The organism is Pseudomonas sp. NPDC089422 (assembly GCF_044749405.1).
Taxonomy (GTDB): domain Bacteria; phylum Pseudomonadota; class Gammaproteobacteria; order Pseudomonadales; family Pseudomonadaceae; genus Aquipseudomonas.
In genome coordinates, this window is record NZ_JBIVHW010000011.1 from 120,912 (window position 1) to 143,388 (window position 22,477).

Below are 22,477 nucleotides of genomic sequence, written 5' to 3' on the forward strand. Positions count from 1 at the left end.
TTCGGGGGCGTTTTTGCTATCTGTCGTTTTTGTCGTAGAGGCTTTCGAGCATGAACACTGTGCGTGAAACCATCGCCGCCATCGCCACTGCCCAGGGCCGCGGAGGCGTCGGGATCGTGAGGTTGTCCGGGCCATTGGCGAGCAAGGCGGGGCAGCTGATTACCGGCCGAACGCTGACGCCACGCCACGCCCACTACGGGCCATTCCGTGACGAGGATGGCCTGGTGCTGGATGAAGGCATTGCGCTGTACTTCCCAAGTCCCAACTCGTTCACCGGCGAGGATGTGCTCGAGCTGCAGGGGCATGGCGGCCCCGTGGTCCTGGATATGCTGCTGCAGCGGTGTGTACAAGTGGGTTGCCGTCTGGCGCGTCCGGGTGAGTTCAGCGAGCGTGCGTTCCTCAACGACAAGCTCGACCTGGCCCAGGCCGAAGCCATCGCCGACCTCATTGAAGCGAGCTCCAGCCAGGCTGCGCGCAATGCCTTGCGCTCACTGCAGGGGGAATTCTCCAAGCGTGTGCACAGCCTGACAGAGGCGTTGATTGCCCTGCGCATCTACGTCGAGGCCGCGATCGACTTCCCTGAAGAGGAAATCGATTTCCTCGCCGATGGCCATGTGTTGTCGATGCTTGATGCAGTGCGCAGCGAGTTATCCACCGTGCAGCGCGAGGCCGGGCAGGGCGCCTTGCTGCGTGACGGCATGACGGTGGTCATCGCCGGCCGGCCCAATGCCGGCAAGTCGAGCTTGCTGAACCAGTTGGCGGGGCGCGAGGCGGCCATCGTCACCGACATCGCCGGCACCACCCGGGACATCCTGCGCGAACATATCCACATCGACGGCATGCCACTGCACGTAGTCGATACGGCCGGCCTGCGGGACACCGACGACCATGTGGAAAAGATCGGCGTTGAACGCGCGCTGAAGGCCATTGGCGAGGCTGACCGAGTGCTGCTGGTGGTCGACTCCACTGCCCCCGAGGCCAGTGACCCGTTCGCCTTGTGGCCCGAGTTTCTCGACCAGCGGCCAGATCCTGGCAAGGTCACGCTGATTCGCAACAAGGCCGATCTCAGCGGTGAGCGGGTAGGCCTGGAACAGTGCGACGACGGCCATGTGACCATCACCCTGAGCGCCAAAGGGGACGATCAGGGGCTACAACTGCTGCGCGATCACCTCAAGGCCTGCATGGGTTATGAACAGACCGCCGAGAGCGGTTTCAGCGCCCGCCGGCGCCACCTGGATGCCTTGCGCCAGGCCAGTTCGCACCTGGAGCACGGTCGCGCACAGTTGACCCTGGCTGGCGCGGGTGAACTGCTGGCCGAAGACCTGCGTCAGGCGCAGCAGGCGCTGGGGGAGATCACCGGTGCGTTCAGTTCCGATGACCTGCTTGGACGGATTTTCTCGAGTTTCTGCATCGGTAAGTAATCCACAGCTGGATAAAACCAAGGCCGCTCCTCCGGGAGCGGCTTTTTTTTGCCTGCAATTTATCCACTCGTCGGATCTTTCAAAACTACACCGCCCCCTGTGGGAGCGGCTTTAGCCGCGAAGAGGCCGGTTCAGGCTTGCGGAAATCCATCCACAGATACAAAACCCTATTCAGGAGCCCTGTGGAAAACCCGGCTTCAGCTCCGTTGATAAGCAGGCGTTTTTTCTGAGGACAAATACGCCTGTGGGTAAACAGTCATTTAATCCACAGGCTAAAAGACGTTATCCATAGCCCTCACGGTGGGTAAGCCACAGGGTTCAATTTTGCTGTAAAACAGACAGATAAAGGGCTGCAGAACCTTATCCACAGGTAGGGCTGTGCATAAGAATAAACATAAAAACAAAGCTTTTTTAAATTTCTCCTCTTTGATTTCTGTTGTCTGCCATTCATCCACAGACTGGTCAAAATTTGCTCAGACGGTTCCTTTAGAGGGGGTGAAGTCCCTATACTTGTCGGCTTACCTTCTCTATTCGCAAAAACAGGCACGAGGTGCGTGGTGGATTTCCCTTCCCGTTTTGAAGTGATCGTCATCGGCGGCGGCCATGCCGGTACCGAGGCTGCGCTTGCGTCAGCACGCATGGGTGTGAAAACCCTGCTGTTGACCCATAACGTGGAAACCCTCGGTCACATGAGCTGCAACCCGGCCATTGGTGGCATCGGCAAGAGCCATCTGGTCAAAGAGATCGATGCGCTCGGCGGCGCCATGGCGCTGGCCACCGACAAGAGCGGCATCCAGTTCCGCATCCTGAACAACCGCAAGGGCCCGGCCGTACGCGCCACCCGTGCGCAAGCCGACCGCGCCATCTACAAGGCGGTGGTCCGCGAGATCCTGGAAAACCAGCCGAACCTGTGGATATTCCAGCAGTCCTGTGATGACCTGATCGTCGAACAGGACCAGGTCAAAGGCGTGGTGACCCAGATGGGTCTGCGCTTCTTCGCCGAATCCGTGGTGCTGACCACCGGTACTTTCCTCGGCGGCCTTATCCACATCGGGCTGCAGAACCATTCCGGCGGTCGCGCCGGCGATCCGCCATCGATTGCCTTGGCTCACCGCATGCGTGAACTGCCGCTGCGCGTCGGCCGCCTGAAAACCGGTACACCGCCGCGTATCGACGGGCGTTCCGTGGACTTTTCGGTCATGACCGAGCAGCCAGGCGACACGCCGATCCCGGTGATGTCGTTCATGGGCAATGCCGACATGCACCCGCGGCAGGTGAGCTGCTGGATTACCCACACCAACGCCCGCACCCACGAGATCATTGCCTCGAACCTCGACCGTTCGCCGATGTACTCCGGTGTGATCGAAGGTGTCGGCCCGCGCTATTGCCCGTCGATCGAAGACAAGATCCACCGCTTCGCCGACAAGGAAAGCCACCAGGTGTTCATCGAGCCGGAAGGCCTGACCACCCACGAGCTGTACCCCAACGGTATTTCCACTTCGCTGCCGTTCGATGTGCAGCTGGAGCTGGTGCGCTCGATCCGCGGTATGGAAAACGCCCACATCGTTCGCCCGGGTTACGCCATCGAGTACGACTACTTCGACCCGCGTGACCTCAAGTACAGCCTTGAGACCAAGGTCATCGGCGGCCTGTTCTTCGCCGGCCAGATCAACGGCACCACCGGCTACGAAGAAGCCGGCGCCCAGGGCCTGCTGGCCGGGACCAACGCCGCGCTGCGCGCGCAAGGCCGCGAAAGCTGGTGCCCGCGTCGCGACGAGGCGTACATCGGCGTACTGGTCGACGACCTGATTACCCTGGGTACCCAGGAGCCGTACCGCATGTTCACTTCGCGCGCCGAATACCGGCTGATCCTGCGCGAAGACAACGCCGACCTGCGCCTGACCGAGAAAGGTCGCGAGCTCGGCCTGATCGATGACGATCGCTGGGCCGCGTTCTGCGCCAAGCGCGACGGTATCGAGCGGGAAGAGCAGCGCCTGAAGTCGACCTGGGTGCGCCCGAACACCGAGCAAGGCCAAGCCATTGTGGATAAGTTCGGCACGCCGCTGGCCCACGAGTACAGCCTGCTCAACTTGCTGGCCCGGCCAGAGATCGACTATGCCGGGCTGATCGAAGCGACCGGCGGTGAGGAAATCGATCCACAGGTCGCCGAGCAGGTCGAGATCAAGACCAAGTACGCCGGTTACATCGACCGTCAGCAGGACGAGATCGCACGTCTGCGCGCCAGCGAAGACACCCGCCTGCCTGTGGATATCGACTACACCACGATTTCCGGGCTGTCGAAGGAAATCCAGGGCAAGCTCGGCCAGACTCGCCCGGAGACCCTGGGCCAGGCTTCGCGTATCCCCGGTGTAACCCCGGCGGCGATTTCCCTGTTGCTGATTCATCTGAAAAAACGCGGCGCTGGCCGCGAATTGGAGCAAAGCGCTTGAGTTCCCTGGTCACCCCGCAACACGCCGAAGAGTTGTCCACAGGTGCGCGCCAGCTCGGAGTCGAGCTGAGCGCCGAGCAGCAGGAAAAGCTGCTGGGCTACCTGGCCCTGTTGATCAAATGGAACAAAGCCTACAACCTCACTGCCGTGCGCGATCCGGACGAGATGGTGTCCCGCCATCTGCTCGACAGCCTCAGCATCATGTCGTTTATCCACAGCGAGCGTGACAACTGGCTGGATGTTGGCAGCGGCGGTGGCATGCCCGGCATTCCTTTGGCTATCCTGCATCCGCACAAGCAGGTGACGGTGCTGGACGCCAATGGCAAGAAGACGCGCTTCCTGACCCAGGTGAAAATGGAACTGAAACTGGACAACCTCACGGTTATCCACAGCCGGGTCGAAGCCTTCCAGCCGTCGCTACCGTTCAGCGGAATCATCTCCCGCGCCTTCAGCAGCATGGAGAACTTCACCAACTGGACCCGCCATCTGGGCGACACCGGGACGCAATGGCTTGCAATGAAGGGGCTGCATCCTGCCGATGAACTGGTAGCATTGCCCGCAGACTTCACAGTGGAAAGCGAGCAGGCCCTGACCGTTCCAGGTTGCCAGGGCCAGCGCCATCTGCTGATACTGCGCCGCAAGGCTTGACTGGGAACACACGCAACAATGGCTAAGGTATTCGCAATCGCGAACCAGAAAGGTGGTGTCGGCAAGACCACCACCTGTATCAACCTCGCAGCATCGCTGGCCGCGACCAAGCGTCGTGTGCTGCTGATCGACCTCGATCCCCAGGGCAACGCGACCATGGGCAGCGGTGTGGACAAACACGAACTCGAGCATTCGGTCTATGACCTGCTGATCGGGGAATGCGACCTTGCCCAGGCCATGCACTACTCCGAGCATGGCGCCTACCAGCTGTTGCCGGCCAACCGCGACCTGACCGCCGCGGAAGTAGTGCTGCTGGAAATGCAGGTCAAGGAGAGCCGCCTGCGCAACGCGCTGGCGCCGATCCGCGAAAACTACGATTTCATCCTCATCGACTGCCCGCCGTCGCTGTCGATGCTGACGCTCAACGCGTTGGTCGCCTCCGATGGCGTGATCATCCCGATGCAGTGCGAGTACTACGCACTGGAAGGTCTCAGCGACCTTGTGGATAACATCAAGCGCATCGCTGCCCGGTTGAACCCGCAGCTGAAGATCGAAGGCCTGCTGCGGACCATGTACGACCCGCGCCTGAGCCTGAACAACGATGTTTCGGCGCAGCTCAAGGAACACTTCGGCGAGCAACTGTACGACACGGTCATTCCGCGCAACATCCGCCTGGCCGAGGCCCCGAGCTTCGGCATGCCGGCGCTGGCCTACGACAAGCAATCGCGTGGCGCACTGGCCTATCTGGCCCTGGCCGGGGAACTGGTACGCCGTCAACGCCGTCAATCTCGCACTGCACAAACAACTTAAGGAATCCGCATGGCCGTTAAGAAACGGGGTCTCGGACGTGGGTTGGATGCACTGCTAAGTGGTCCTTCCGTCAGCGCGCTCGAAGAGCAGGCTGTGACGATCGACCAGAAAGAACTGCAACACCTGCCCGTCGAACTGATCCAGCGCGGCAAGTACCAGCCGCGCCGTGACATGGACCCCGAGGCACTGGAAGAACTCGCGCACTCGATTCGCAACCATGGTGTGATGCAGCCGATCGTGGTCCGCCCGATCGACGGTAGCCGCTACGAGATCATTGCCGGTGAGCGCCGCTGGCGCGCCACCCAGCAGGCCGGTCTCGACACCATCCCGGCGATGGTGCGCGAAGTACCGGATGAAGCCGCCATCGCCATGGCGCTGATCGAGAACATTCAGCGCGAGGACCTCAACCCGCTGGAAGAAGCCTTGGCCCTGCAGCGCCTGCAGCAGGAGTTCGAGCTGACCCAGCAACAGGTGGCCGATGCCGTGGGCAAGTCGCGGGTGACCGTGGCCAACCTGCTGCGCCTGATCTCGCTGCCCGAGGCGATCAAGACCATGCTCGCCCACGGCGACCTGGAAATGGGCCACGCCCGTGCCTTGCTCGGCCTCGAGGAAGATCGTCAGGAAGAAGGGGCGCGTCATGTTGTCGCACGTGGCCTCACCGTGCGCCAAACCGAGGCACTGGTGCGTCAGTGGCTCAACGGCAAGCCTGATCCGGTCGAACCGAGCAAACCTGATCCGGACATCGCGCGCCTTGAACAGCGGCTCGCAGAGCGCCTGGGCTCTGCCGTGCAGATACGCCACGGCAACAAGGGCAAAGGCCAATTGGTTATTCGCTACAACTCGCTTGACGAGTTGCAAGGCGTGCTTGCTCACATCCGCTGAAACAATTCCCGTTGTAGCGCGCAGTCGGAAATCACTACCGAAGAGTTGAATAGGGGTTAATCCACCCCTATACTCTGCGCGCATTTTGTCGGCACAAATTATGCCAAGTCATAACTGACTTGTTGGTCGACTTCCGAGGAGCAGTTGTGATGGAAATCCGCACGCCAAACCGCCTGCCTTTCCATCGCTGGGCGGTTTTTCCGGTACTGCTGGCTCAATTCGTCGTACTACTGCTGGCAACCTTGGTGTTGTGGCAGTGGAAAGGGGCGGTCAGTGGATATTCAGGCCTTTGCGGAGGTTTGATTGCCTGGCTGCCCAATGTGTATTTCGCCTGGAAGGCTTTTCGCTTCAGCGGAGCCAGGGCGGCACAAGCTATCGTCAAGTCGTTTTACGCTGGCGAGGCAGGCAAGATGATTTTGACGGCAGTGCTATTTGCACTGACCTTCGCAGGAGTGAAGCCACTGGCGCCGTTAGCAGTATTCGGCGTCTTCGTGTTGACCCTTTTGGTCAGCTGGTTCGCGCCCCTGCTGATGAATAAAAGACTTTCGAGACCTTAGGGCGTTTGAGGCAACCATGGCAGCAGAAACCGCTTCGGGCTATATCCAGCACCACTTGCAGAACCTGACCTACGGTCAACTACCAGACGGCAGCTGGGGCTTTGCCCATTCGGCTGCAGAAGCCAAGGCAATGGGCTTCTGGGCGTTCCACCTGGACACCCTGGGTTGGTCCGTCGCGCTGGGTCTGATCTTCCTGTTCATCTTCCGCATGGCGGCCAAGAAGGCGACTTCCGGCCAACCCGGCGGCCTGCAGAACTTCGTTGAAGTGCTGGTGGACTTCGTCAACGGCAGCGTGAAGGACTCCTTCCACGGCCGTAGCCCGGTGATCGCCCCGCTGGCGCTGACCATCTTCGTCTGGGTATTCCTGATGAACGCCATCGACCTGGTACCGGTCGACTGGATTCCTCAGCTGGCCATGCTGATCTCCGGTGATCCGCACATTCCGTTCCGCGCCGTGTCGACCACCGACCCGAACGCGACCCTGGCCATGGCCTTCAGCGTGTTCGCCCTGATCATCTTCTACAGCATCAAGGTCAAGGGCCTGGGCGGCTTCATCGGTGAGCTCACCCTGCACCCGTTCGGCAGCAAGAACATCTTCGTTCAGATCCTGCTGATTCCGGTGAACTTCCTGCTGGAATTCGTCACCCTGATCGCCAAGCCGATCTCGCTGGCACTGCGTCTTTTCGGCAACATGTACGCCGGCGAGCTGGTGTTCATCCTGATCGCCGTGATGTTCGGCGCCGGCATTCTCTGGCTGAGCGGCCTGGGTATCGTGCTGCAGTGGGCGTGGGCTGTGTTCCACATCCTGATCATCACGCTGCAAGCTTTCATCTTCATGATGCTGACCATCGTCTACCTGTCGATGGCTCATGAAGATAACCATTAAGACCGCCTGGCGTGTCTTGTAGCCTTCCCCGCTCGTTTGGGGGGAGGGCTTTAAAAGTCCGCAAGGGCAGCTGTACCAAACGATTTGTTTTACCGCTTCAACTTAAAAACCTAACCAATACGACGTAAAAGTCGGGAGGAAAGATGGAAACTGTAGTTGGTCTGACCGCTATCGCTGTTGCTCTGCTGATCGGCCTGGGTGCTCTGGGTACCGCCATTGGTTTCGGCCTGCTGGGCGGCAAATTCCTGGAAGGCGCTGCTCGTCAACCAGAAATGGTTCCGATGCTGCAGGTTAAAATGTTCATCGTTGCCGGTCTGCTCGACGCCGTAACCATGATCGGTGTTGGTATCGCTCTGTTCTTCACCTTCGCGAATCCGTTCGTTGGTCAGATCGCCGGCTAATCACTCGTAACCACGAGTTGATGGCTGTGATGAATTAAGACCGAGCGAGGTGTTGGCGTGAACATTAATGCAACCCTGATTGGCCAATCCGTTGCCTTCCTGATTTTTGTACTCTTCTGCATGAAGTACGTATGGCCTCCGGTCATCACTGCTCTGCAAGAGCGTCAAAAGAAGATTGCCGACGGCTTGGACGCTGCCAACCGCGCAGCTCGCGACCTGGAGCTGGCCCAAGAGAAAGTGGGTCAGCAACTGCGTGAAGCTAAAGCACAGGCAGCCGAAATCATTGAGCAAAGCAAGAAGCGCGCTGCTCAGCTTGTCGAGGAAGCCCGTGACCAGGCCCGCGTCGAAGCTGACCGTGTGAAGGCTCAGGCTCTGGCCGAGATCGAACAGGAACTGAACAGTGCTAAAGACGCCCTGCGTGCCCAAGTGGGTGCCCTGGCCGTTGGCGGTGCTGAAAAGATCCTTGGCGCCACAATCGATCAAAACGCGCATGCGGAGCTGGTTAACAAACTGGCCGCTGAAATTTAAGCGAGGGCGATCATGGCAGAACTGACCACGTTGGCCCGACCTTACGCTAAGGCTGCCTTTGAGCATGCCCAGGCCCATCAGCAACTGGCCAATTGGTCAGCCATGCTCGGCCTGGCTGCTGCGGTGTCGCAAGACGACACCATGCAGCGCCTGCTCAAGGCCCCGCGACTGACGAGCGCAGAAAAGGCCGCCACGTTCATTGACGTGTGCGGTGACAAGTTCAATGCACAGGCACAGAATTTCATTCATGTTGCCGCGGAAAACGACCGTCTCCTGCTTCTGCCGGAGATTGCCGCCCTGTTCGACCTGTACAAGGCCGAGCAAGAGAAATCCGTGGACGTGGAAGTCACCAGTGCCTTCGCGTTGAACCAAGAACAGCAAGACAAACTCGCCAAGGTTCTCAGTGCACGGCTAGGCCAGGAAGTTCGCCTGCACGCGTCGGAGGATGCCAGCCTGATTGGCGGTGTCGTCATCCGCGCTGGTGACCTGGTAATCGATGGCTCTGTTCGCGGCAAGATCGCGAAACTGGCCGAAGCATTGAAATCTTGAGTTTGAAGGGGCAGCAGAGCAATGCAGCAACTCAATCCTTCCGAAATTAGTGAAATCATCAAGGGCCGCATCGATAACCTCGATGTGAGCTCCCAAGCCCGTAACGAAGGTACCGTTGTTTCGGTATCCGACGGTATCGTGCGGATCCACGGTCTGGCCGACGTCATGTACGGCGAAATGATCGAGTTCCCTGGCAGCGTATTCGGCATGGCCCTGAACCTGGAGCAAGACTCCGTAGGTGCAGTGATCCTGGGTGCCTATGACACCCTCGCCGAAGGCATGAGCGCCAAGTGCACCGGCCGCATCCTGGAAGTTCCGGTTGGTAAGGAACTGCTGGGTCGCGTCGTTGACGCACTGGGCAACCCGATCGACGGCAAAGGTCCTCTGGGCAACACCCAGACCGACGCGGTCGAGAAAGTGGCTCCAGGCGTGATCTGGCGTAAGTCGGTAGACCAGCCTGTACAGACTGGCTACAAGTCCGTCGACGCCATGATCCCTGTCGGCCGTGGCCAGCGCGAGCTGATCATCGGTGACCGTCAGATCGGCAAGACCGCCATGGCCATCGACGCCATCATCAACCAGAAAGACTCCGGTATTTTCTGTGTTTATGTTGCAGTCGGCCAGAAGCGTTCCACCGTTGCCAACATCGTTCGCAAGCTGGAAGAAACCGGCGCCCTGGCCAACACCATCGTGGTCGTTGCCAGTGCTTCGGAATCCGCCGCACTGCAGTTCCTGGCGCCATACGCCGGCTGCACCATGGGCGAGTTCTTCCGTGACCGCGGTGAAGACGCCCTGATCGTTTACGATGACCTGTCCAAGCAGGCCGTTGCTTACCGTCAGATCTCCCTGCTGCTGCGCCGTCCACCAGGACGTGAAGCGTACCCAGGTGACGTGTTCTATCTCCACTCCCGTCTGCTGGAGCGTGCATCGCGCGTTTCGGAAGAGTACGTCGAGAAGTTCACCAACGGCGCAGTCACTGGCAAGACCGGTTCCCTGACCGCCCTGCCGATCATCGAAACCCAGGCTGGCGACGTTTCCGCGTTCGTTCCGACCAACGTGATTTCCATCACCGACGGTCAGATCTTCCTGGAATCGGCCATGTTCAAATCGGGCATCCGCCCTGCAGTGAACGCCGGTGTTTCGGTATCCCGCGTAGGTGGTGCCGCTCAGACCAAGATCATCAAGAAGCTGTCCGGTGGTATTCGTACCGCTCTGGCTCAGTACCGTGAACTGGCTGCATTCGCCCAGTTCGCTTCCGATCTGGACGAAGCGACCCGCAAGCAGCTGGAGCATGGTCAGCGCGTAACCGAGCTGATGAAGCAGAAGCAGTACGCGCCAATGTCCATCGCGGACATGGCCCTGTCGCTGTACGCCGCTGAGCGTGGTTTCCTGACTGACGTGGAAGTCTCCAAGGTCGGTAGCTTCGAGCAAGCACTGATCGCCTACTTCAACCGTGATCACGCCGAACTGATGGCGAAGATCAACGTGAAGGGTGACTTCAACGACGAAATCGACGCTGGCATGAAAGCCGGTATCGAGAAGTTCAAGGCCACCCAGACCTGGTAAGCCGCAGCGGGGGCTCCGGCCCCCGCTTGCTAACCTGATAGGTGATACATGGCAGGCGCAAAAGAGATTCGCAGTAAGATTGCGAGCATCAAAAGCACGCAAAAAATTACCAGCGCCATGGAGAAAGTGGCGGTCAGCAAGATGCGCAAGGCACAAATGCGCATGGCTGCTAGCCGTCCTTACGCGGAGCGTATCCGCCAGGTGATCGGTCATCTGGCCAACGCCAACCCGGAATACCGCCACCCGTTCATGATCGAGCGCCCTGTAAAGCGCGCCGGTTATATCGTGGTGAGCAGTGACCGTGGTCTGTGCGGTGGCTTGAACACCAACCTGTTCAAGGCCCTGGTCAAGGACATGAACGAAAACCGCGAACAGGGCGTTGAAATCGACCTGTGCGTGATCGGCAGCAAGGGTGCGACTTTCTTCCGCATCTTTGGCGGCAACGTCGTAGCCGCGATCAGCCACCTGGGCGAAGAGCCATCGATCAACGATCTGATCGGCTCCGTCAAAGTGATGCTGGACGCCTACCTGGACGGCCGTATCGATCGCCTTTCGGTGGTTTCGAACAAGTTCATCAACACCATGACCCAAAAACCGACGGTCGAGCAATTGGTACCGTTGGTGGCAACCCCGGATCAGGATCTCAAGCATCACTGGGATTACCTGTACGAACCCGACGCAAAAGAGCTGCTGGACGGCTTGATGGTGCGTTACGTGGAGTCGCAGGTATACCAGGCGGTGGTCGAGAACAACGCTGCTGAACAAGCGGCCCGGATGATCGCCATGAAGAACGCCACAGACAACGCCGGTGATTTGATCAAAGAGCTGCAGTTGATCTACAACAAGGCGCGTCAGGCTGCGATCACCCAGGAGATCTCGGAAATCGTCGGCGGCGCTGCCGCGGTTTAACGGTTCAAAAATTCAGAGGATCCAGCTATGAGTAGCGGACGTATCGTTCAAATCATCGGCGCCGTCATCGACGTGGAATTCCCACGTGACGTCGTACCGAGTGTTTACAACGCGCTGAAAGTACAAGGCGCGGAAACCACCCTCGAAGTTCAGCAGCAGCTGGGCGACGGCGTGGTTCGTACCATTGCGATGGGCTCGACCGAAGGCCTGAAGCGCGGTCTGGATGTCGTCGACACCGGCGCTGCCATTTCCGTTCCGGTTGGTAAGGCCACCCTGGGCCGTATCATGGACGTACTGGGCAACCCGATCGACGAAGCCGGCCCGATCGGCGAAGAAGAGCGTCGCGGTATCCACCAGCCAGCGCCTTCGTTCGCTGACCAGGCAGGCGGCAACGACCTGCTGGAAACCGGCATCAAGGTTATCGACCTGGTCTGCCCGTTCGCCAAGGGTGGTAAGGTTGGTCTGTTCGGTGGTGCCGGCGTCGGCAAGACCGTAAACATGATGGAACTGATCCGTAACATCGCCATGGAACACAGCGGTTACTCCGTGTTCGCTGGTGTGGGTGAGCGTACTCGTGAGGGTAACGACTTCTACCACGAGATGAAGGACTCCAACGTTCTCGACAAGGTAGCGCTGGTCTACGGTCAGATGAACGAGCCACCAGGAAACCGTCTGCGCGTAGCGCTGACCGGCCTGACCATGGCTGAGAAGTTCCGTGACGAAGGTAACGACGTTCTGCTGTTCGTCGACAACATCTATCGTTACACCCTGGCCGGTACCGAAGTATCCGCACTGCTGGGCCGTATGCCTTCGGCAGTAGGTTACCAGCCGACCCTGGCCGAAGAGATGGGCGTTCTGCAAGAGCGTATCACTTCGACCAAAGAAGGTTCGATCACCTCCGTACAGGCCGTATACGTACCTGCGGACGACCTGACCGACCCGTCGCCAGCGACCACCTTCGCCCACCTGGACGCCACCGTCGTTCTGTCCCGTGACATCGCCTCCCTGGGTATCTACCCAGCGGTCGACCCACTGGACTCGACTTCGCGCCAGCTGGACCCGAACGTGATCGGCAACGAACACTACGACACCGCTCGTGGCGTTCAGTATGTTCTGCAGCGCTACAAAGAGCTGAAGGACATCATCGCGATCCTGGGTATGGACGAACTGTCCGAAAGCGACAAGCAACTGGTAGCCCGCGCTCGTAAGATCCAGCGCTTCCTGTCGCAGCCGTTCTTCGTGGCTGAAGTCTTCACCGGTTCGCCAGGCAAGTACGTTTCCCTGAAAGACACCATCGCTGGCTTCAGCGGCATCCTCAAAGGTGACTACGACCACCTGCCAGAACAAGCGTTCTACATGGTCGGCAGCATCGACGAAGCGATCGAGAAAGCCAAGAAACTGTAATCCCGGCGCCCCGCAAGGGGCGCTAATCAGGTTGAGGCAAGCAGATGGCTATGACAGTCCATTGCGATATCGTCAGCGCGGAAGGAGAAATCTTCTCCGGCCTGGTCGAGATGGTAGTAGCGCACGGCAACCTGGGCGATCTTGGTATCGCTCCAGGCCACGCCCCGCTGATCACCAATCTCAAGCCGGGTCCGATCACGCTGACCAAGCAAGGTGGCGATCGTGAGGTGTTCTACATCTCCGGTGGCTTCCTCGAAGTGCAGCCGAACATGGTCAAGGTTCTTGCCGACACCGTGCAGCGCGCTGCCGACCTGGACGAAGCTCAGGCTCAGGAAGCCCTCAAGGCTGCTGAGAACGCCCTGAATGCGAAAAGCGCGGACTTCGACTACGGTGCTGCTGCCGCACGCCTGGCCGAGGCTGCAGCTCAGCTGCGTACCGTCCAGCAAATGCGCAAAGGCAAGTAATCCGGTTTCGGCCGCATCTTTGCATTGCGATTGAGTTAAAGGGTAGCCTCGGCTACCCTTTTTCTTTTTCTGAATTCCCCTCTTCGGTCATCCCTGACCGCCCAGGATTGGTAGCCAGTCAATGTCCCTTGATATCGTTATTCTCGCCGCCGGCCAAGGTACTCGCATGCGTTCGGCGCTGCCCAAGGTACTGCACCCGGTAGCTGGCAATTCCATGCTCGGCCATGTTATCCACAGCGCGCGCCAGCTTCAGCCCCAAGGCATCCACGTGGTCATCGGCCACGGTGCCGAGCTGGTACGTGAGCGCCTGGCAGCCGACGACCTGAATTTCGTCATGCAGGACAAGCAGCTGGGTACCGGCCATGCCGTTGCGCAGGCATTGCCAGCGATCACCGCCGACACGGTGCTGGTGCTTTATGGCGATGTACCTCTGATCGAAGTGGAAACCCTGCAGCGTCTGCTGGCCAAGGTCAGTGACAAACAGCTGGGCCTGCTCACCGTCACGCTGCAGGACCCGACCGGTTATGGCCGCATCGTGCGTGATGGCGAAGGCCAGGTGACCGCTATCGTCGAGCACAAGGACGCCAGCGAAGCACAGAAGGCGATCAAGGAAGGCAACACCGGCATCCTGGCCATGCCGGCCGCGCGCCTGGCTGACTGGATGGGGCGCCTGTCGAACAACAATGCCCAGGGCGAGTACTACCTCACTGACGTCATCGCCATGGCGGTGGCCGACGGGCTGGTGGTCGCCACCGAACAGCCGCACGACCCGATGGAAGTGCAGGGCGCCAATGACCGTCGCCAGCTGTCCGAACTCGAGCGCCACTACCAGCTGCGCGAAGGCCGCCGGCTGATGTCCCTGGGTGTCACCCTGCGCGACCCTGCGCGCTTCGATGTACGTGGTGAAGTGACCGTTGGTCGCGACGTGCTGATCGACATCAACGTGATTCTCGAAGGCAAGGTGGTCATCGAGGACGACGTGCAGATCGGCCCGAACTGCGTGATCAAGGACAGCACCCTGCGCAAGGGCGCGATCATCAAGGCCAACACTCACCTCGACGGTGCGGTGATGGGCGAGGGCAGCGATGCCGGCCCGTTCGCGCGCCTGCGCCCAGGCAGTGTGCTGGAAGCCAAGGCCCATGTGGGTAACTTCGTCGAGCTGAAAAATGCCCACCTGGGTGAAGGCGCCAAGGCCGGTCACCTGACCTACCTGGGCGATGCCGAGATCGGTGCACGCACCAACATCGGTGCCGGTACCATCACCTGCAACTACGATGGCGCCAACAAGTTCAAGACCGTGATGGGTGAGGATGTGTTCATCGGCTCCAACAACTCGCTGGTGGCGCCTGTGGAAATCAAGGCAGGTGCTACTACGGCTGCCGGTTCGACCATCAATCAGACCGTCGAAGCCGGTGACCTGGCGGTGGCGCGTGCGCGCCAGCGCAACATCTCGGGCTGGAAGCGGCCGGAGAAGATCAAGAAAAGCTGAGTTATACACAGCCGCTTCGATCGAAAGCCGACTTATGTGAATAAGTCGGCTTTTTTCTTGGCTCGAGAAATGTTGTCCACACCTTGACGAAACGCTCATCTTAGGTTTTGATTGCAACCATTATCTTTCGAATCGAAACTTATTAGCCCATGTCGAAACGAAACACCCCCCAACGCCGCCACAACATCCTGGCCATGCTCAGTGAGCAGGGCGAGGTGAGCGTGGACGCCTTGGCCAAGCGTTTCGAAACGTCGGAAGTGACCATTCGCAAGGACCTTGCCGCGCTGGAGGCCAACGGCCTGCTGCTGCGCCGCTATGGCGGTGCAGTGCCGGTACCGCAGGAGATGCTGGGTGAAGCCGCGCAGCCTGTCTCTGCCTACAAGAAGGCCATCGCCCGGGCAGCGGTTGGGCGTATTCGCGAGCATGCGCGGATCATCATCGACAGCGGCAGCACCACCGCCGCCATGATCCCGGAACTGGGGCGTCAGCCCGGCTTGGTGGTGATGACCAACTCGTTGAATGTGGCCCGCGCCATCAGCGAGGTCGAGCACGAACCGGTGCTGCTGATGACCGGTGGCACCTGGGACCCGCATTCGGAGTCGTTCCAGGGTCAGGTCGCCGAGCAAGTACTACGCTCCTACGACTTCGACCAGCTGTTCATCGGTGCCGATGGCATCGACCTGCAGCGCGGCACCACCACCTTCAATGAGCTGCTTGGCCTGAGCCGAGTCATGGCCGAGGTGGCCCGTGAGGTGATCGTGATGGTCGAGTCCGACAAGGTCGGACGCAAGATCCCCAATCTCGAGCTGCCCTGGGGCAGCGTGCACACCCTTATTACAGACGAACGCCTGCCCGCAGCGGCACGCGAACAGATTCAAGCCCGCGGCATCAACCTGATCTGCGCCGCGATCAGCCAGGAGCAATAACCATGTGTGGAATCGTTGGTGCCGTAGCCGAGCGCAACATCACTGCCATTCTCATCGAAGGCCTCAAGCGTCTTGAGTACCGCGGGTACGACAGTGCCGGCCTGGCCGTCTACACCCAGCAGGGCGAACTGCAACGCCGCCGCCGCATCGGCAAGGTCGCCGAGCTGGAAGCTGCTGTGGCCGCTGAGCCGCTGAACGGTCAGCTGGGCATCGCCCACACCCGTTGGGCCACCCACGGCGCACCGACCGAAGGCAACGCCCACCCGCATTTCTCCGCTAGCGAAGTGGCCGTTGTGCACAACGGCATCATCGAGAACCACGAAGAGCTGCGTGAAGAGCTCAAAGGCTTGGGTTACGTCTTCACCTCGCAGACCGATACCGAAGTTATCGTGCATCTGATCCACCACACCCTGAAGACCGTTCCAGACCTGGCCGATGCGCTGAAGTCCGCGGTCAAGCGCCTGCACGGTGCCTATGGCCTGTCGCTGATCAGCGTGAAGCAGCCTGACCGTCTGGTCGCTGCGCGCAGTGGCAGCCCTCTGGTGATCGGCCTGGGCCATGGCGAGAACTTCCTGGCTTCCGACCAACTGGCCCTGCGCCAGGTCACCGACCGCTTCATGTACCTGGAAGAAGGCGATATCGCCGAGATCCGCCGCGACCAGGTGAAGATCTGGGATCAGGCCGGGCAGCCGGTGGTGCGTGAAACCGTGCAGTACCACGAGGGCGCCGAAGCCGCCGACAAGGGCGCTTATCGCCACTTCATGCTCAAGGAGATCCACGAGCAGCCAACCGTGGTCCAGCGCACCCTGGAAGGCCGCCTGGGCAAGGACCACGTGATGGTCCAGGCCTTCGGCCCGCAGGCTGCAGAACTGTTCGCCAAAGTGCGCAATGTGCAGATCGTCGCCTGCGGTACCAGCTACCACGCCGGCATGGTCGCCCGTTACTGGTTGGAAAGCCTGGCTGGCATTCCTTGCCAGGTCGAAGTGGCCAGCGAGTTCCGCTATCGCAAGGTGGTGGTGCAGCCAGACACCCTGTTCGTCTCGATCTCCCAGTCCGGCGAAACCGCCGACACCCTGGCCGCCCTGCGCAATGCCAAGGAACTGGGCTTCCTCGGTAGCCTGGCCATCTGCAACGTCGGCATCAGCTCGCTGGTACGCGAGTCCGACCTGACCCTGCTGACCCTGGCCGGCCCGGAGATCGGCGTGGCTTCGACCAAGGCCTTCACCACTCAGCTGGTTTCGCTGATGCTGCTGACCCTGGCCCTGGGCCAGGTGCGTGGCACCCTGGAAGCGGGCGTCGAAGCTGGGCTGGTCGAGGAGCTGCGCCGCCTGCCAGCGCGCCTGGGCGAGGCCCTGGCCATGGACAGCACCGTGGAGAAAACCGCCGAGCTGTTCGCCGACAAGCATCACACCCTGTTCCTCGGCCGTGGTGCACAGTACCCGGTGGCCATGGAAGGTGCGCTGAAGCTCAAGGAGATTTCCTACATCCACGCCGAAGCCTATCCGGCCGGTGAGCTCAAGCACGGCCCGCTGGCGCTGGTGGATAACGACATGCCAGTGGTGACCGTGGCGCCGAACAACGAACTGCTGGAGAAGCTCAAGTCCAACCTGCAGGAAGTGCGTGCGCGCGGTGGCGAGCTGGTGGTGTTTGCCGACGAGAACGCCGGCATGAGCAACGGCGAAGGCACCCACGTGATCAAGGTGCCGCATATCGCTGACGAGCTGGCGCCGATCCTATACACCATTCCGCTGCAGCTGCTGTCGTACTACGTGGCAGTACTCAAGGGTACTGACGTCGACCAGCCGCGTAACCTGGCGAAGTCGGTAACTGTTGAGTAAGCGCTTGTTCTTCGGAAAAGCGTGATCGTAAATATTAAAGTCTGTCTCTGAATATTAAAGTCTGTCTCGCTTGGAGCCTCTGTGGGCTCCAAGCGCAGATCCCGCTCTGCTGCCCCTCCGCTGCCTTGAAATCCTGGGTGCTCCTCCTTGCTGCTCGCCATCCAACCGCACGAGTCTCTGCGTTCCTTTATCGAAAGGCGATTCAGAAGCCGGACAAGCTTCGCACCGTATAGGCACCGCGACTGAAACCGAATAGATAGATGTCGGAGCCTGGCTTATAGCTGTAGCACAGCTTCTGATATGCACTCTTGATGTTGTCGTCCAACCCGGCGCCGGTGCCACCGCCAATCGCCTTGTCCCACCACTTGCCGGAAGTCCCTACGCCGGGGTGGTAGTACTTTTCCTGCGGCGTGCCCTTTACGTCGCTCTCGGCAACCGCGTTGTGCAGTCGGACGATATTGGTGGGGGCAGGAACGCCTTTATCGAGTTGGTCGGGTGTATTCCAGGTGCCGTCTCAGCAAATGACGATGTTTGCCATGGGGAAGCCCTTTTTAAGTGTTTCGTGAAGTCAAAACTAGTTTAGATAGTGCTTCAAGTATCAGATATTCGGTCCAGCTATATAGCTAATTCCAAAAGTCTCAGTCAGAAAACTTGTTCGTGGTCTATAAGGGGCTGTTATGGTTTTGATACACGTCTTTTTCAAGTTGCCGCCTCATCCATCTATTGCTCTGCAAATATCGATGCCGGCTATGAATTAGCTTGCTTTCGTGTTTGGTGCTTTAGGATATGGATAGTGAGATTTCCTCAGAATTTCATAGCGTCGGGCTCGAAGTGTTCAGGGCGTCGACTCATTAAGGGTCTATAGTAGTGATACACACACTGAATGTCGAAGCAAAGGCGGGCTGGTTATGGATCTCAGCAGCGAGCTTATGGAAGTGGTGGCCAAGTACGCTGGGTTGGCAGGCATTGCTGTACTTACCCTCGCCGGAATATTTTATAAAGTTTTAGCGGAGAAAATACTGGTGCCTTTAGGCCCCGATAAAGCCTATAAGATTCTAAGAATGGTAATTGGGTGGGCAGGAGTAATCGCCATCTTGGGTATCGGAAGTTGGGTTGCTCTGAAGATTATGGAGCGACCTCCAAGCGAAGAGGAAAAAGTATCTGCTGCAGTAAATAATCCGCATTGGAAAGCATTCAAGCAATACTTAGTTACCGGTCGGGATTATACAAAGGCATTTGAGGAAGTAAGCGCCGCTACTGAGGAAGGTAATCCACTAGCACAGACACAAGTTGCACTGTTTTTAATGGGTGGCGTTGGCACGCAGAAAGATCTAAGTCGATCTATTGACCTGGCAACAAAATCCTTGCCGTACCTTACCGAATGGTGCGAGAAACTCAAAAATCCAGCAGCTTGCCTGTATTTGGGTTTATTGTACAGTAATGGTCTGGTTGTAGGTAAAGATGAAAAACATGCTGCGAAATTAATAAGGCTTTCAGCTGAAGGGGGGTACAGTAGATCGTTTGGTATTCTTGCTAGCTTATACGAGGCAGGCGAAGGTTTAGATGAAGATTTGCCAGCTGCTAAAGTTTGGTATGAGAAGTCTATAAAGGCGGGATATCCGTACGCAATGTACGCATTGGCAATGATCTATAGGCAAGATCTAGATAGTGATAAGGACAAATTTGTAACCTATCTATCAATGGCTGAGGGCACTGGATATCCACCCGCGCTTTTACAATTGTCCAAGGAGTATTTAGACGGCGAAGTTTTCGAAAAAAATGATGAAGTTTCACGTCGTTATCTTGAAAAGTCACAGTCCGATGATTTTCCCGAAGCTTATAATGAAATTGGACATCGCTATGCGGCGGGGTATGGGGGGTATCCGTTAGAAGAAGAGAAAGCAGTCTATTTTTATAAAAGAGCTGCTGAACTTGGAGACTTAGATGCAATGGTTGTTTTAGCTTCTTGCCTAGCATCAGGTTGGGGGACTAAGAAAGATTATTCCGAGTCTCTAAAGTGGTCATGGAAAGCGTATAATCAAGGTAATAAAAATGCTGCGCTGGAATTGGCAATTCGACATTTGAATGGGCAGGGAGTAAAAAAGGACGAGAGCAAAGGGCTAGAGCTCATGCAGGAGGCGGCAGAAGGTGGAAATCTTGATGCAGCGGTTCGGCTTGCAACATCTTATATCTACGGAGAAAAGCCTTTTGATAGGGATCTACCTAAGGCATTGTCTATTTTGCAGAAAGGTGTAGAGGCGTCTGATGGGACTTCAGTTGGTCTTGTAGGAGTTGTCTATCTGGAGAGGCGGAAGTATCCTGAGGCGATTGAATATTTTAAGCAGGCTGTCGAACTGGGGCATGCATATTCAGCTTATGAGCTTGGGTATATGTACGAGAATGGTCTCGGCGTAGCGCGGGATCTGGCTACGGCGAAAAAATATTATCATCAAGCAAGTGTTATTGATTCTGGTGATGCCGATTATGAGATGTACGCGGCTGCAGTGGAATACGAACTCTCCACTTCGGTTGAGCAAAAACTAAATGCGTTGAATAAAGTTATTCATTTCTCAGAAGCAGGGAGTCCGTGGGCGCAATATAGACTTTATTCAATATATTCCAAAAGCGCTGTTGATAAGGAGAAGTCACTTTCGTGGCTTAAAAAGGCCGCGTCTAACAATCAGCCATGTGCAATGGTAGATCTAGGAGCTTTGCTCCTGTCTGGTGATGGGGTTGATAAAGATGTACCTAAAGCGATTGAACTATTCCAAAAAGGGTTTGAGGGGGGACGTGCTAGCGGGGGATATAATCTTGGAGTTATATATACTTCTGGCGAATATACTGCGCGGGATATCGAGCGAGGAATAAAATACCTTGAGCAGGCCGCGGATTATGGAAGCACAGAGAGTCTCGTTTACCTGTCAAAATTATACGGTGACGGCCTTCTTGTTAAGGTCGATGTTTTAAAGAGTAAAGAGTATTTATTAAAAGCAGCAACAGCGGGGAATGAAGAGGCAACAAAACTTTTGGTCGAATCTGCTCCTGCAAAAATACAATCGTGCACGGCAAGCGCCGGACCGTGATAGCGGCAAACATAGATACTGTCTTTCATCTAATAGCAAATATTTAGTAGTTGGAAAAGCTTTCGCCGGCGGTCCGTGTGCCCGAACGAGCCCCATGAAAGGCAGGATATTTTTTCCCCCTTACGATAAGGGATTAGCAAACGGCTCTATGACTAACAGCAACGATAAGAGTGGTAGCTTTTGGGCCAGGAGCGGCGGCGCCGGCGGAGCCCAGAGCAAAAGCTGCCCATGGTTTGCGAGGACCTTGAACCCGGACAATGTGTGTCGCTCGGCGCAACGCAATCAATGCTTATCAGTTATTCCTACAGCCAAGCTGTATAAGGACCGCAGTCTGTCGGCGGTCAGCACGGGCGAAGCCGTGGTGCCGGCCTCCGAGTTGAGAGATGCGCTCAAGCATCTCCGAGGACCATGGCCAACAGTCTCAGAGCAAACCTCCTTAGGTTACGCATTCTGCGCAGCCTACCTGTTCATCGTCAGGCTGAGAGTTGCATCTGGTTGGATGCGAGACAGTTTTTAATATTTTCCACAACCGAAAAGCGGCCCGAGCGGTAGGGTGAGACAGACTTTAAAACTCATTCCACCACGCTACAGGCCCCTAGGCTCTGTACTAAAAGAGATGTCGCAAACACCGCATGGAGCAAGCCAGTGAGACCATGGCGGCATAACTTTTTGCGAGCTTGTCGAAGCGGGTCACGATCCGGCGGTTCTCTTTCAGCCAGCCGAACATGCGATCGATGATGTTGCGCTGTCGGTATTTGGGCCGGTCAAACAGTCTAGGTAAGCCAGGCTTGGGCTTGCGCTTCATCGAGCGCAGCGGGATGACGGGTTGCATTCGATATTGGTCGCAGTAGCGGCGTAGCGCTTCGGCGTCGTAGCCCTTGTCGGCGAGCAGCCATTTGCAGCGCTTGCGCGGGCGGCCACGTTGGCTCGATGGAATGCTGACCTCGTCCAACAGTGGTTGTGCGTAGCTGATGTCACTGGCTTGACCGCCAGAGAGGAGAAAGCGCAGCGGTGTTCCGTTGGCGTCGAAGAGCATGTGGATTTTGGTTGTCAGGCCACCTCGACTGCGGCCTAGAGCATGATCGGCAGGCTCGTCAGGCCCCCTTTTTTCCCGGCGCCAGATGAGGCTCGGGTTGCGCGTACTGCGGTTGAGTCGATCATCCAGGTTTGCAGATCGATCAAGCCCTGCTCATTCAATCGCAGGTGCAGACGTTTGAGCATCTGCTCGAAAGTCCCTTGGTTTCGCCAGCCACGAAACCGTTGATACACCGTTGACCATGGGCCGAAGCGCTCTGGCATATCTCGCCATGCAGCACCTGAGCAGAGCACCCACAGCACGCCATCGAGCATCAGCCGGTCGCTCAGTCGAGGCCGGCCTCGGCCATGGGTTTCGATGAAGAGATCGGAGACCACATCCCAGGCCTTGTCCGTGAGTTCGTAGCGCCTTGCCATTACAGAATTCCTTTCCGTTAATGGCGCATGACTCTACAAAACCTCAGCGCTGAAGGAGCGACGATTAGGTTTCTCGGGATTTCGTACAGAGCCTAGATTCGTGCTGAGGCGAGACAGACTTTAATGTCTACGATCACGATGGTTTTAAAGAATTAAAGCTGTCGCTAAACAATAAAAACTGTCGCAGAAGGAGGGAGCCACTCTGGCTCCCCCCA

The 22,477-nt window shown here is 57.9% G+C and carries 19 protein-coding genes and 1 pseudogene; 18 read left to right on the forward strand and 2 right to left on the reverse strand.

The window, feature by feature from the left end; genetic code table 11:
* The first annotated feature begins 50 nt into the window (after positions 1-50).
* The 17 genes from mnmE (at position 51) to glmS (ending at position 17,727) form a co-directional block, all read left to right on the forward strand.
* Entirely contained in the window at positions 51-1,421 is a 1,371-nt protein-coding gene (mnmE, locus tag ACIPZ8_RS20700) for a tRNA uridine-5-carboxymethylaminomethyl(34) synthesis GTPase MnmE (RefSeq protein ID WP_400726912.1), read from the forward strand.
* A 557-nt stretch (positions 1,422-1,978) separates the two neighbouring features.
* Positions 1,979-3,871, forward strand: a complete 1,893-nt coding sequence (mnmG, locus tag ACIPZ8_RS20705) for a tRNA uridine-5-carboxymethylaminomethyl(34) synthesis enzyme MnmG (RefSeq protein WP_400726913.1) — start codon at positions 1,979-1,981, stop codon at positions 3,869-3,871.
* Complete coding sequence (gene rsmG / locus ACIPZ8_RS20710; RefSeq protein WP_400726916.1) at positions 3,868-4,518, forward strand: 16S rRNA (guanine(527)-N(7))-methyltransferase RsmG; 651 nt, start codon at positions 3,868-3,870, stop codon at positions 4,516-4,518. The genes mnmG and rsmG overlap by 4 nt, the downstream gene beginning before the upstream one ends.
* Positions 4,519-4,536: 18 nt before the next feature.
* Positions 4,537-5,328: a ParA family protein gene (locus ACIPZ8_RS20715; protein WP_060507762.1), complete on the forward strand. Its 792-nt coding sequence runs from the start codon at positions 4,537-4,539 to the stop codon at positions 5,326-5,328.
* 9 nt (positions 5,329-5,337) lie between these two features.
* Positions 5,338-6,210, forward strand: a complete 873-nt coding sequence (locus tag ACIPZ8_RS20720; protein WP_294327059.1) for a ParB/RepB/Spo0J family partition protein — start codon at positions 5,338-5,340, stop codon at positions 6,208-6,210.
* Positions 6,211-6,359: 149 nt separating this feature from the next.
* Positions 6,360-6,767, forward strand: coding sequence for a F0F1 ATP synthase subunit I (locus ACIPZ8_RS20725; protein WP_008092225.1), 408 nt, complete (start codon positions 6,360-6,362; stop codon positions 6,765-6,767).
* Positions 6,768-6,783: 16 nt separating this feature from the next.
* Positions 6,784-7,653 carry a F0F1 ATP synthase subunit A gene (atpB, locus tag ACIPZ8_RS20730; RefSeq protein ID WP_400726919.1) on the forward strand — a complete coding sequence of 290 codons (870 nt, stop codon included), beginning with the start codon at positions 6,784-6,786 and terminating at the stop codon, positions 7,651-7,653.
* 143 nt (positions 7,654-7,796) lie between these two features.
* On the forward strand, positions 7,797-8,054 hold the full coding sequence (atpE, locus tag ACIPZ8_RS20735; protein WP_003097235.1) for a F0F1 ATP synthase subunit C: 258 nt from the start codon (positions 7,797-7,799) through the stop codon (positions 8,052-8,054).
* Between the two features lie 57 nt (positions 8,055-8,111).
* Positions 8,112-8,582: a F0F1 ATP synthase subunit B gene (locus ACIPZ8_RS20740; RefSeq protein WP_027917106.1), complete on the forward strand. Its 471-nt coding sequence runs from the start codon at positions 8,112-8,114 to the stop codon at positions 8,580-8,582.
* A 12-nt stretch (positions 8,583-8,594) separates the two neighbouring features.
* A complete protein-coding gene (locus tag ACIPZ8_RS20745) occupies positions 8,595-9,131 on the forward strand; it encodes a F0F1 ATP synthase subunit delta (protein ID WP_003253191.1) in 537 nt (178 codons plus the stop codon).
* A 21-nt stretch (positions 9,132-9,152) separates the two neighbouring features.
* Positions 9,153-10,697, forward strand: coding sequence for a F0F1 ATP synthase subunit alpha (gene atpA / locus ACIPZ8_RS20750; protein ID WP_400726922.1), 1,545 nt, complete (start codon positions 9,153-9,155; stop codon positions 10,695-10,697).
* Between the two features lie 48 nt (positions 10,698-10,745).
* A complete protein-coding gene (atpG, locus tag ACIPZ8_RS20755; RefSeq protein WP_013974905.1) occupies positions 10,746-11,606 on the forward strand; it encodes a F0F1 ATP synthase subunit gamma in 861 nt (286 codons plus the stop codon).
* A 27-nt stretch (positions 11,607-11,633) separates the two neighbouring features.
* Positions 11,634-13,010: a F0F1 ATP synthase subunit beta gene (atpD, locus tag ACIPZ8_RS20760; protein WP_008092236.1), complete on the forward strand. Its 1,377-nt coding sequence runs from the start codon at positions 11,634-11,636 to the stop codon at positions 13,008-13,010.
* Between the two features lie 44 nt (positions 13,011-13,054).
* Positions 13,055-13,474: a F0F1 ATP synthase subunit epsilon gene (locus ACIPZ8_RS20765; protein ID WP_103448396.1), complete on the forward strand. Its 420-nt coding sequence runs from the start codon at positions 13,055-13,057 to the stop codon at positions 13,472-13,474.
* 121 nt (positions 13,475-13,595) lie between these two features.
* Positions 13,596-14,963: a bifunctional UDP-N-acetylglucosamine diphosphorylase/glucosamine-1-phosphate N-acetyltransferase GlmU gene (glmU, locus tag ACIPZ8_RS20770; RefSeq protein ID WP_400726926.1), complete on the forward strand. Its 1,368-nt coding sequence runs from the start codon at positions 13,596-13,598 to the stop codon at positions 14,961-14,963.
* A gap of 149 nt (positions 14,964-15,112) precedes the next feature.
* Entirely contained in the window at positions 15,113-15,889 is a 777-nt protein-coding gene (locus ACIPZ8_RS20775) for a DeoR/GlpR family DNA-binding transcription regulator (protein WP_400653996.1), read from the forward strand.
* Between the two features lie 2 nt (positions 15,890-15,891).
* On the forward strand, positions 15,892-17,727 hold the full coding sequence (gene glmS, locus ACIPZ8_RS20780) for a glutamine--fructose-6-phosphate transaminase (isomerizing) (RefSeq protein WP_400726929.1): 1,836 nt from the start codon (positions 15,892-15,894) through the stop codon (positions 17,725-17,727).
* A 202-nt stretch (positions 17,728-17,929) separates the two neighbouring features.
* On the opposite strand, the pseudogene ACIPZ8_RS20785 reads toward glmS, so the two are convergent.
* Positions 17,930-18,229: pseudogene (locus tag ACIPZ8_RS20785) on the reverse strand (phospholipase effector Tle1 domain-containing protein); the annotation flags it as partial.
* 406 nt (positions 18,230-18,635) lie between these two features.
* On the opposite strand from ACIPZ8_RS20785, the gene ACIPZ8_RS20790 reads away from it, so the two are divergent.
* Complete coding sequence (locus ACIPZ8_RS20790; protein WP_400726932.1) at positions 18,636-20,810, forward strand: tetratricopeptide repeat protein; 2,175 nt, start codon at positions 18,636-18,638, stop codon at positions 20,808-20,810.
* Between the two features lie 607 nt (positions 20,811-21,417).
* Here ACIPZ8_RS20790 and ACIPZ8_RS20795 read toward each other — a convergent pair.
* A protein-coding gene (locus tag ACIPZ8_RS20795; RefSeq protein ID WP_400726935.1) for an IS5 family transposase occupies positions 21,418-22,262 on the reverse strand; the annotation gives its coding sequence in 2 pieces (ribosomal slippage) (positions 21,418-21,914 and positions 21,914-22,262; 846 coding nt in all).
* Positions 22,263-22,477 lie beyond the last annotated feature (215 nt).

Coding starts and splice junctions, on each gene's coding strand:
- glmU (WP_400726926.1), top strand. CDS start 13,596: ATGTCCCTTGATATCGTTATTCTCGCCGCCGGCCAAGGTACTCGCATG.
- atpG (WP_013974905.1), top strand. CDS start 10,746: ATGGCAGGCGCAAAAGAGATTCGCAGTAAGATTGCGAGCATCAAAAGC.
- ACIPZ8_RS20725 (WP_008092225.1), top strand. CDS start 6,360: ATGGAAATCCGCACGCCAAACCGCCTGCCTTTCCATCGCTGGGCGGTT.
- atpA (WP_400726922.1), top strand. CDS start 9,153: ATGCAGCAACTCAATCCTTCCGAAATTAGTGAAATCATCAAGGGCCGC.
- atpE (WP_003097235.1), top strand. CDS start 7,797: ATGGAAACTGTAGTTGGTCTGACCGCTATCGCTGTTGCTCTGCTGATC.
- mnmE (WP_400726912.1), top strand. CDS start 51: ATGAACACTGTGCGTGAAACCATCGCCGCCATCGCCACTGCCCAGGGC.
- ACIPZ8_RS20790 (WP_400726932.1), top strand. CDS start 18,636: ATGGATCTCAGCAGCGAGCTTATGGAAGTGGTGGCCAAGTACGCTGGG.
- ACIPZ8_RS20765 (WP_103448396.1), top strand. CDS start 13,055: ATGGCTATGACAGTCCATTGCGATATCGTCAGCGCGGAAGGAGAAATC.
- atpB (WP_400726919.1), top strand. CDS start 6,784: ATGGCAGCAGAAACCGCTTCGGGCTATATCCAGCACCACTTGCAGAAC.
- atpD (WP_008092236.1), top strand. CDS start 11,634: ATGAGTAGCGGACGTATCGTTCAAATCATCGGCGCCGTCATCGACGTG.
- ACIPZ8_RS20745 (WP_003253191.1), top strand. CDS start 8,595: ATGGCAGAACTGACCACGTTGGCCCGACCTTACGCTAAGGCTGCCTTT.
- glmS (WP_400726929.1), top strand. CDS start 15,892: ATGTGTGGAATCGTTGGTGCCGTAGCCGAGCGCAACATCACTGCCATT.
- ACIPZ8_RS20715 (WP_060507762.1), top strand. CDS start 4,537: ATGGCTAAGGTATTCGCAATCGCGAACCAGAAAGGTGGTGTCGGCAAG.
- ACIPZ8_RS20775 (WP_400653996.1), top strand. CDS start 15,113: ATGTCGAAACGAAACACCCCCCAACGCCGCCACAACATCCTGGCCATG.
- ACIPZ8_RS20720 (WP_294327059.1), top strand. CDS start 5,338: ATGGCCGTTAAGAAACGGGGTCTCGGACGTGGGTTGGATGCACTGCTA.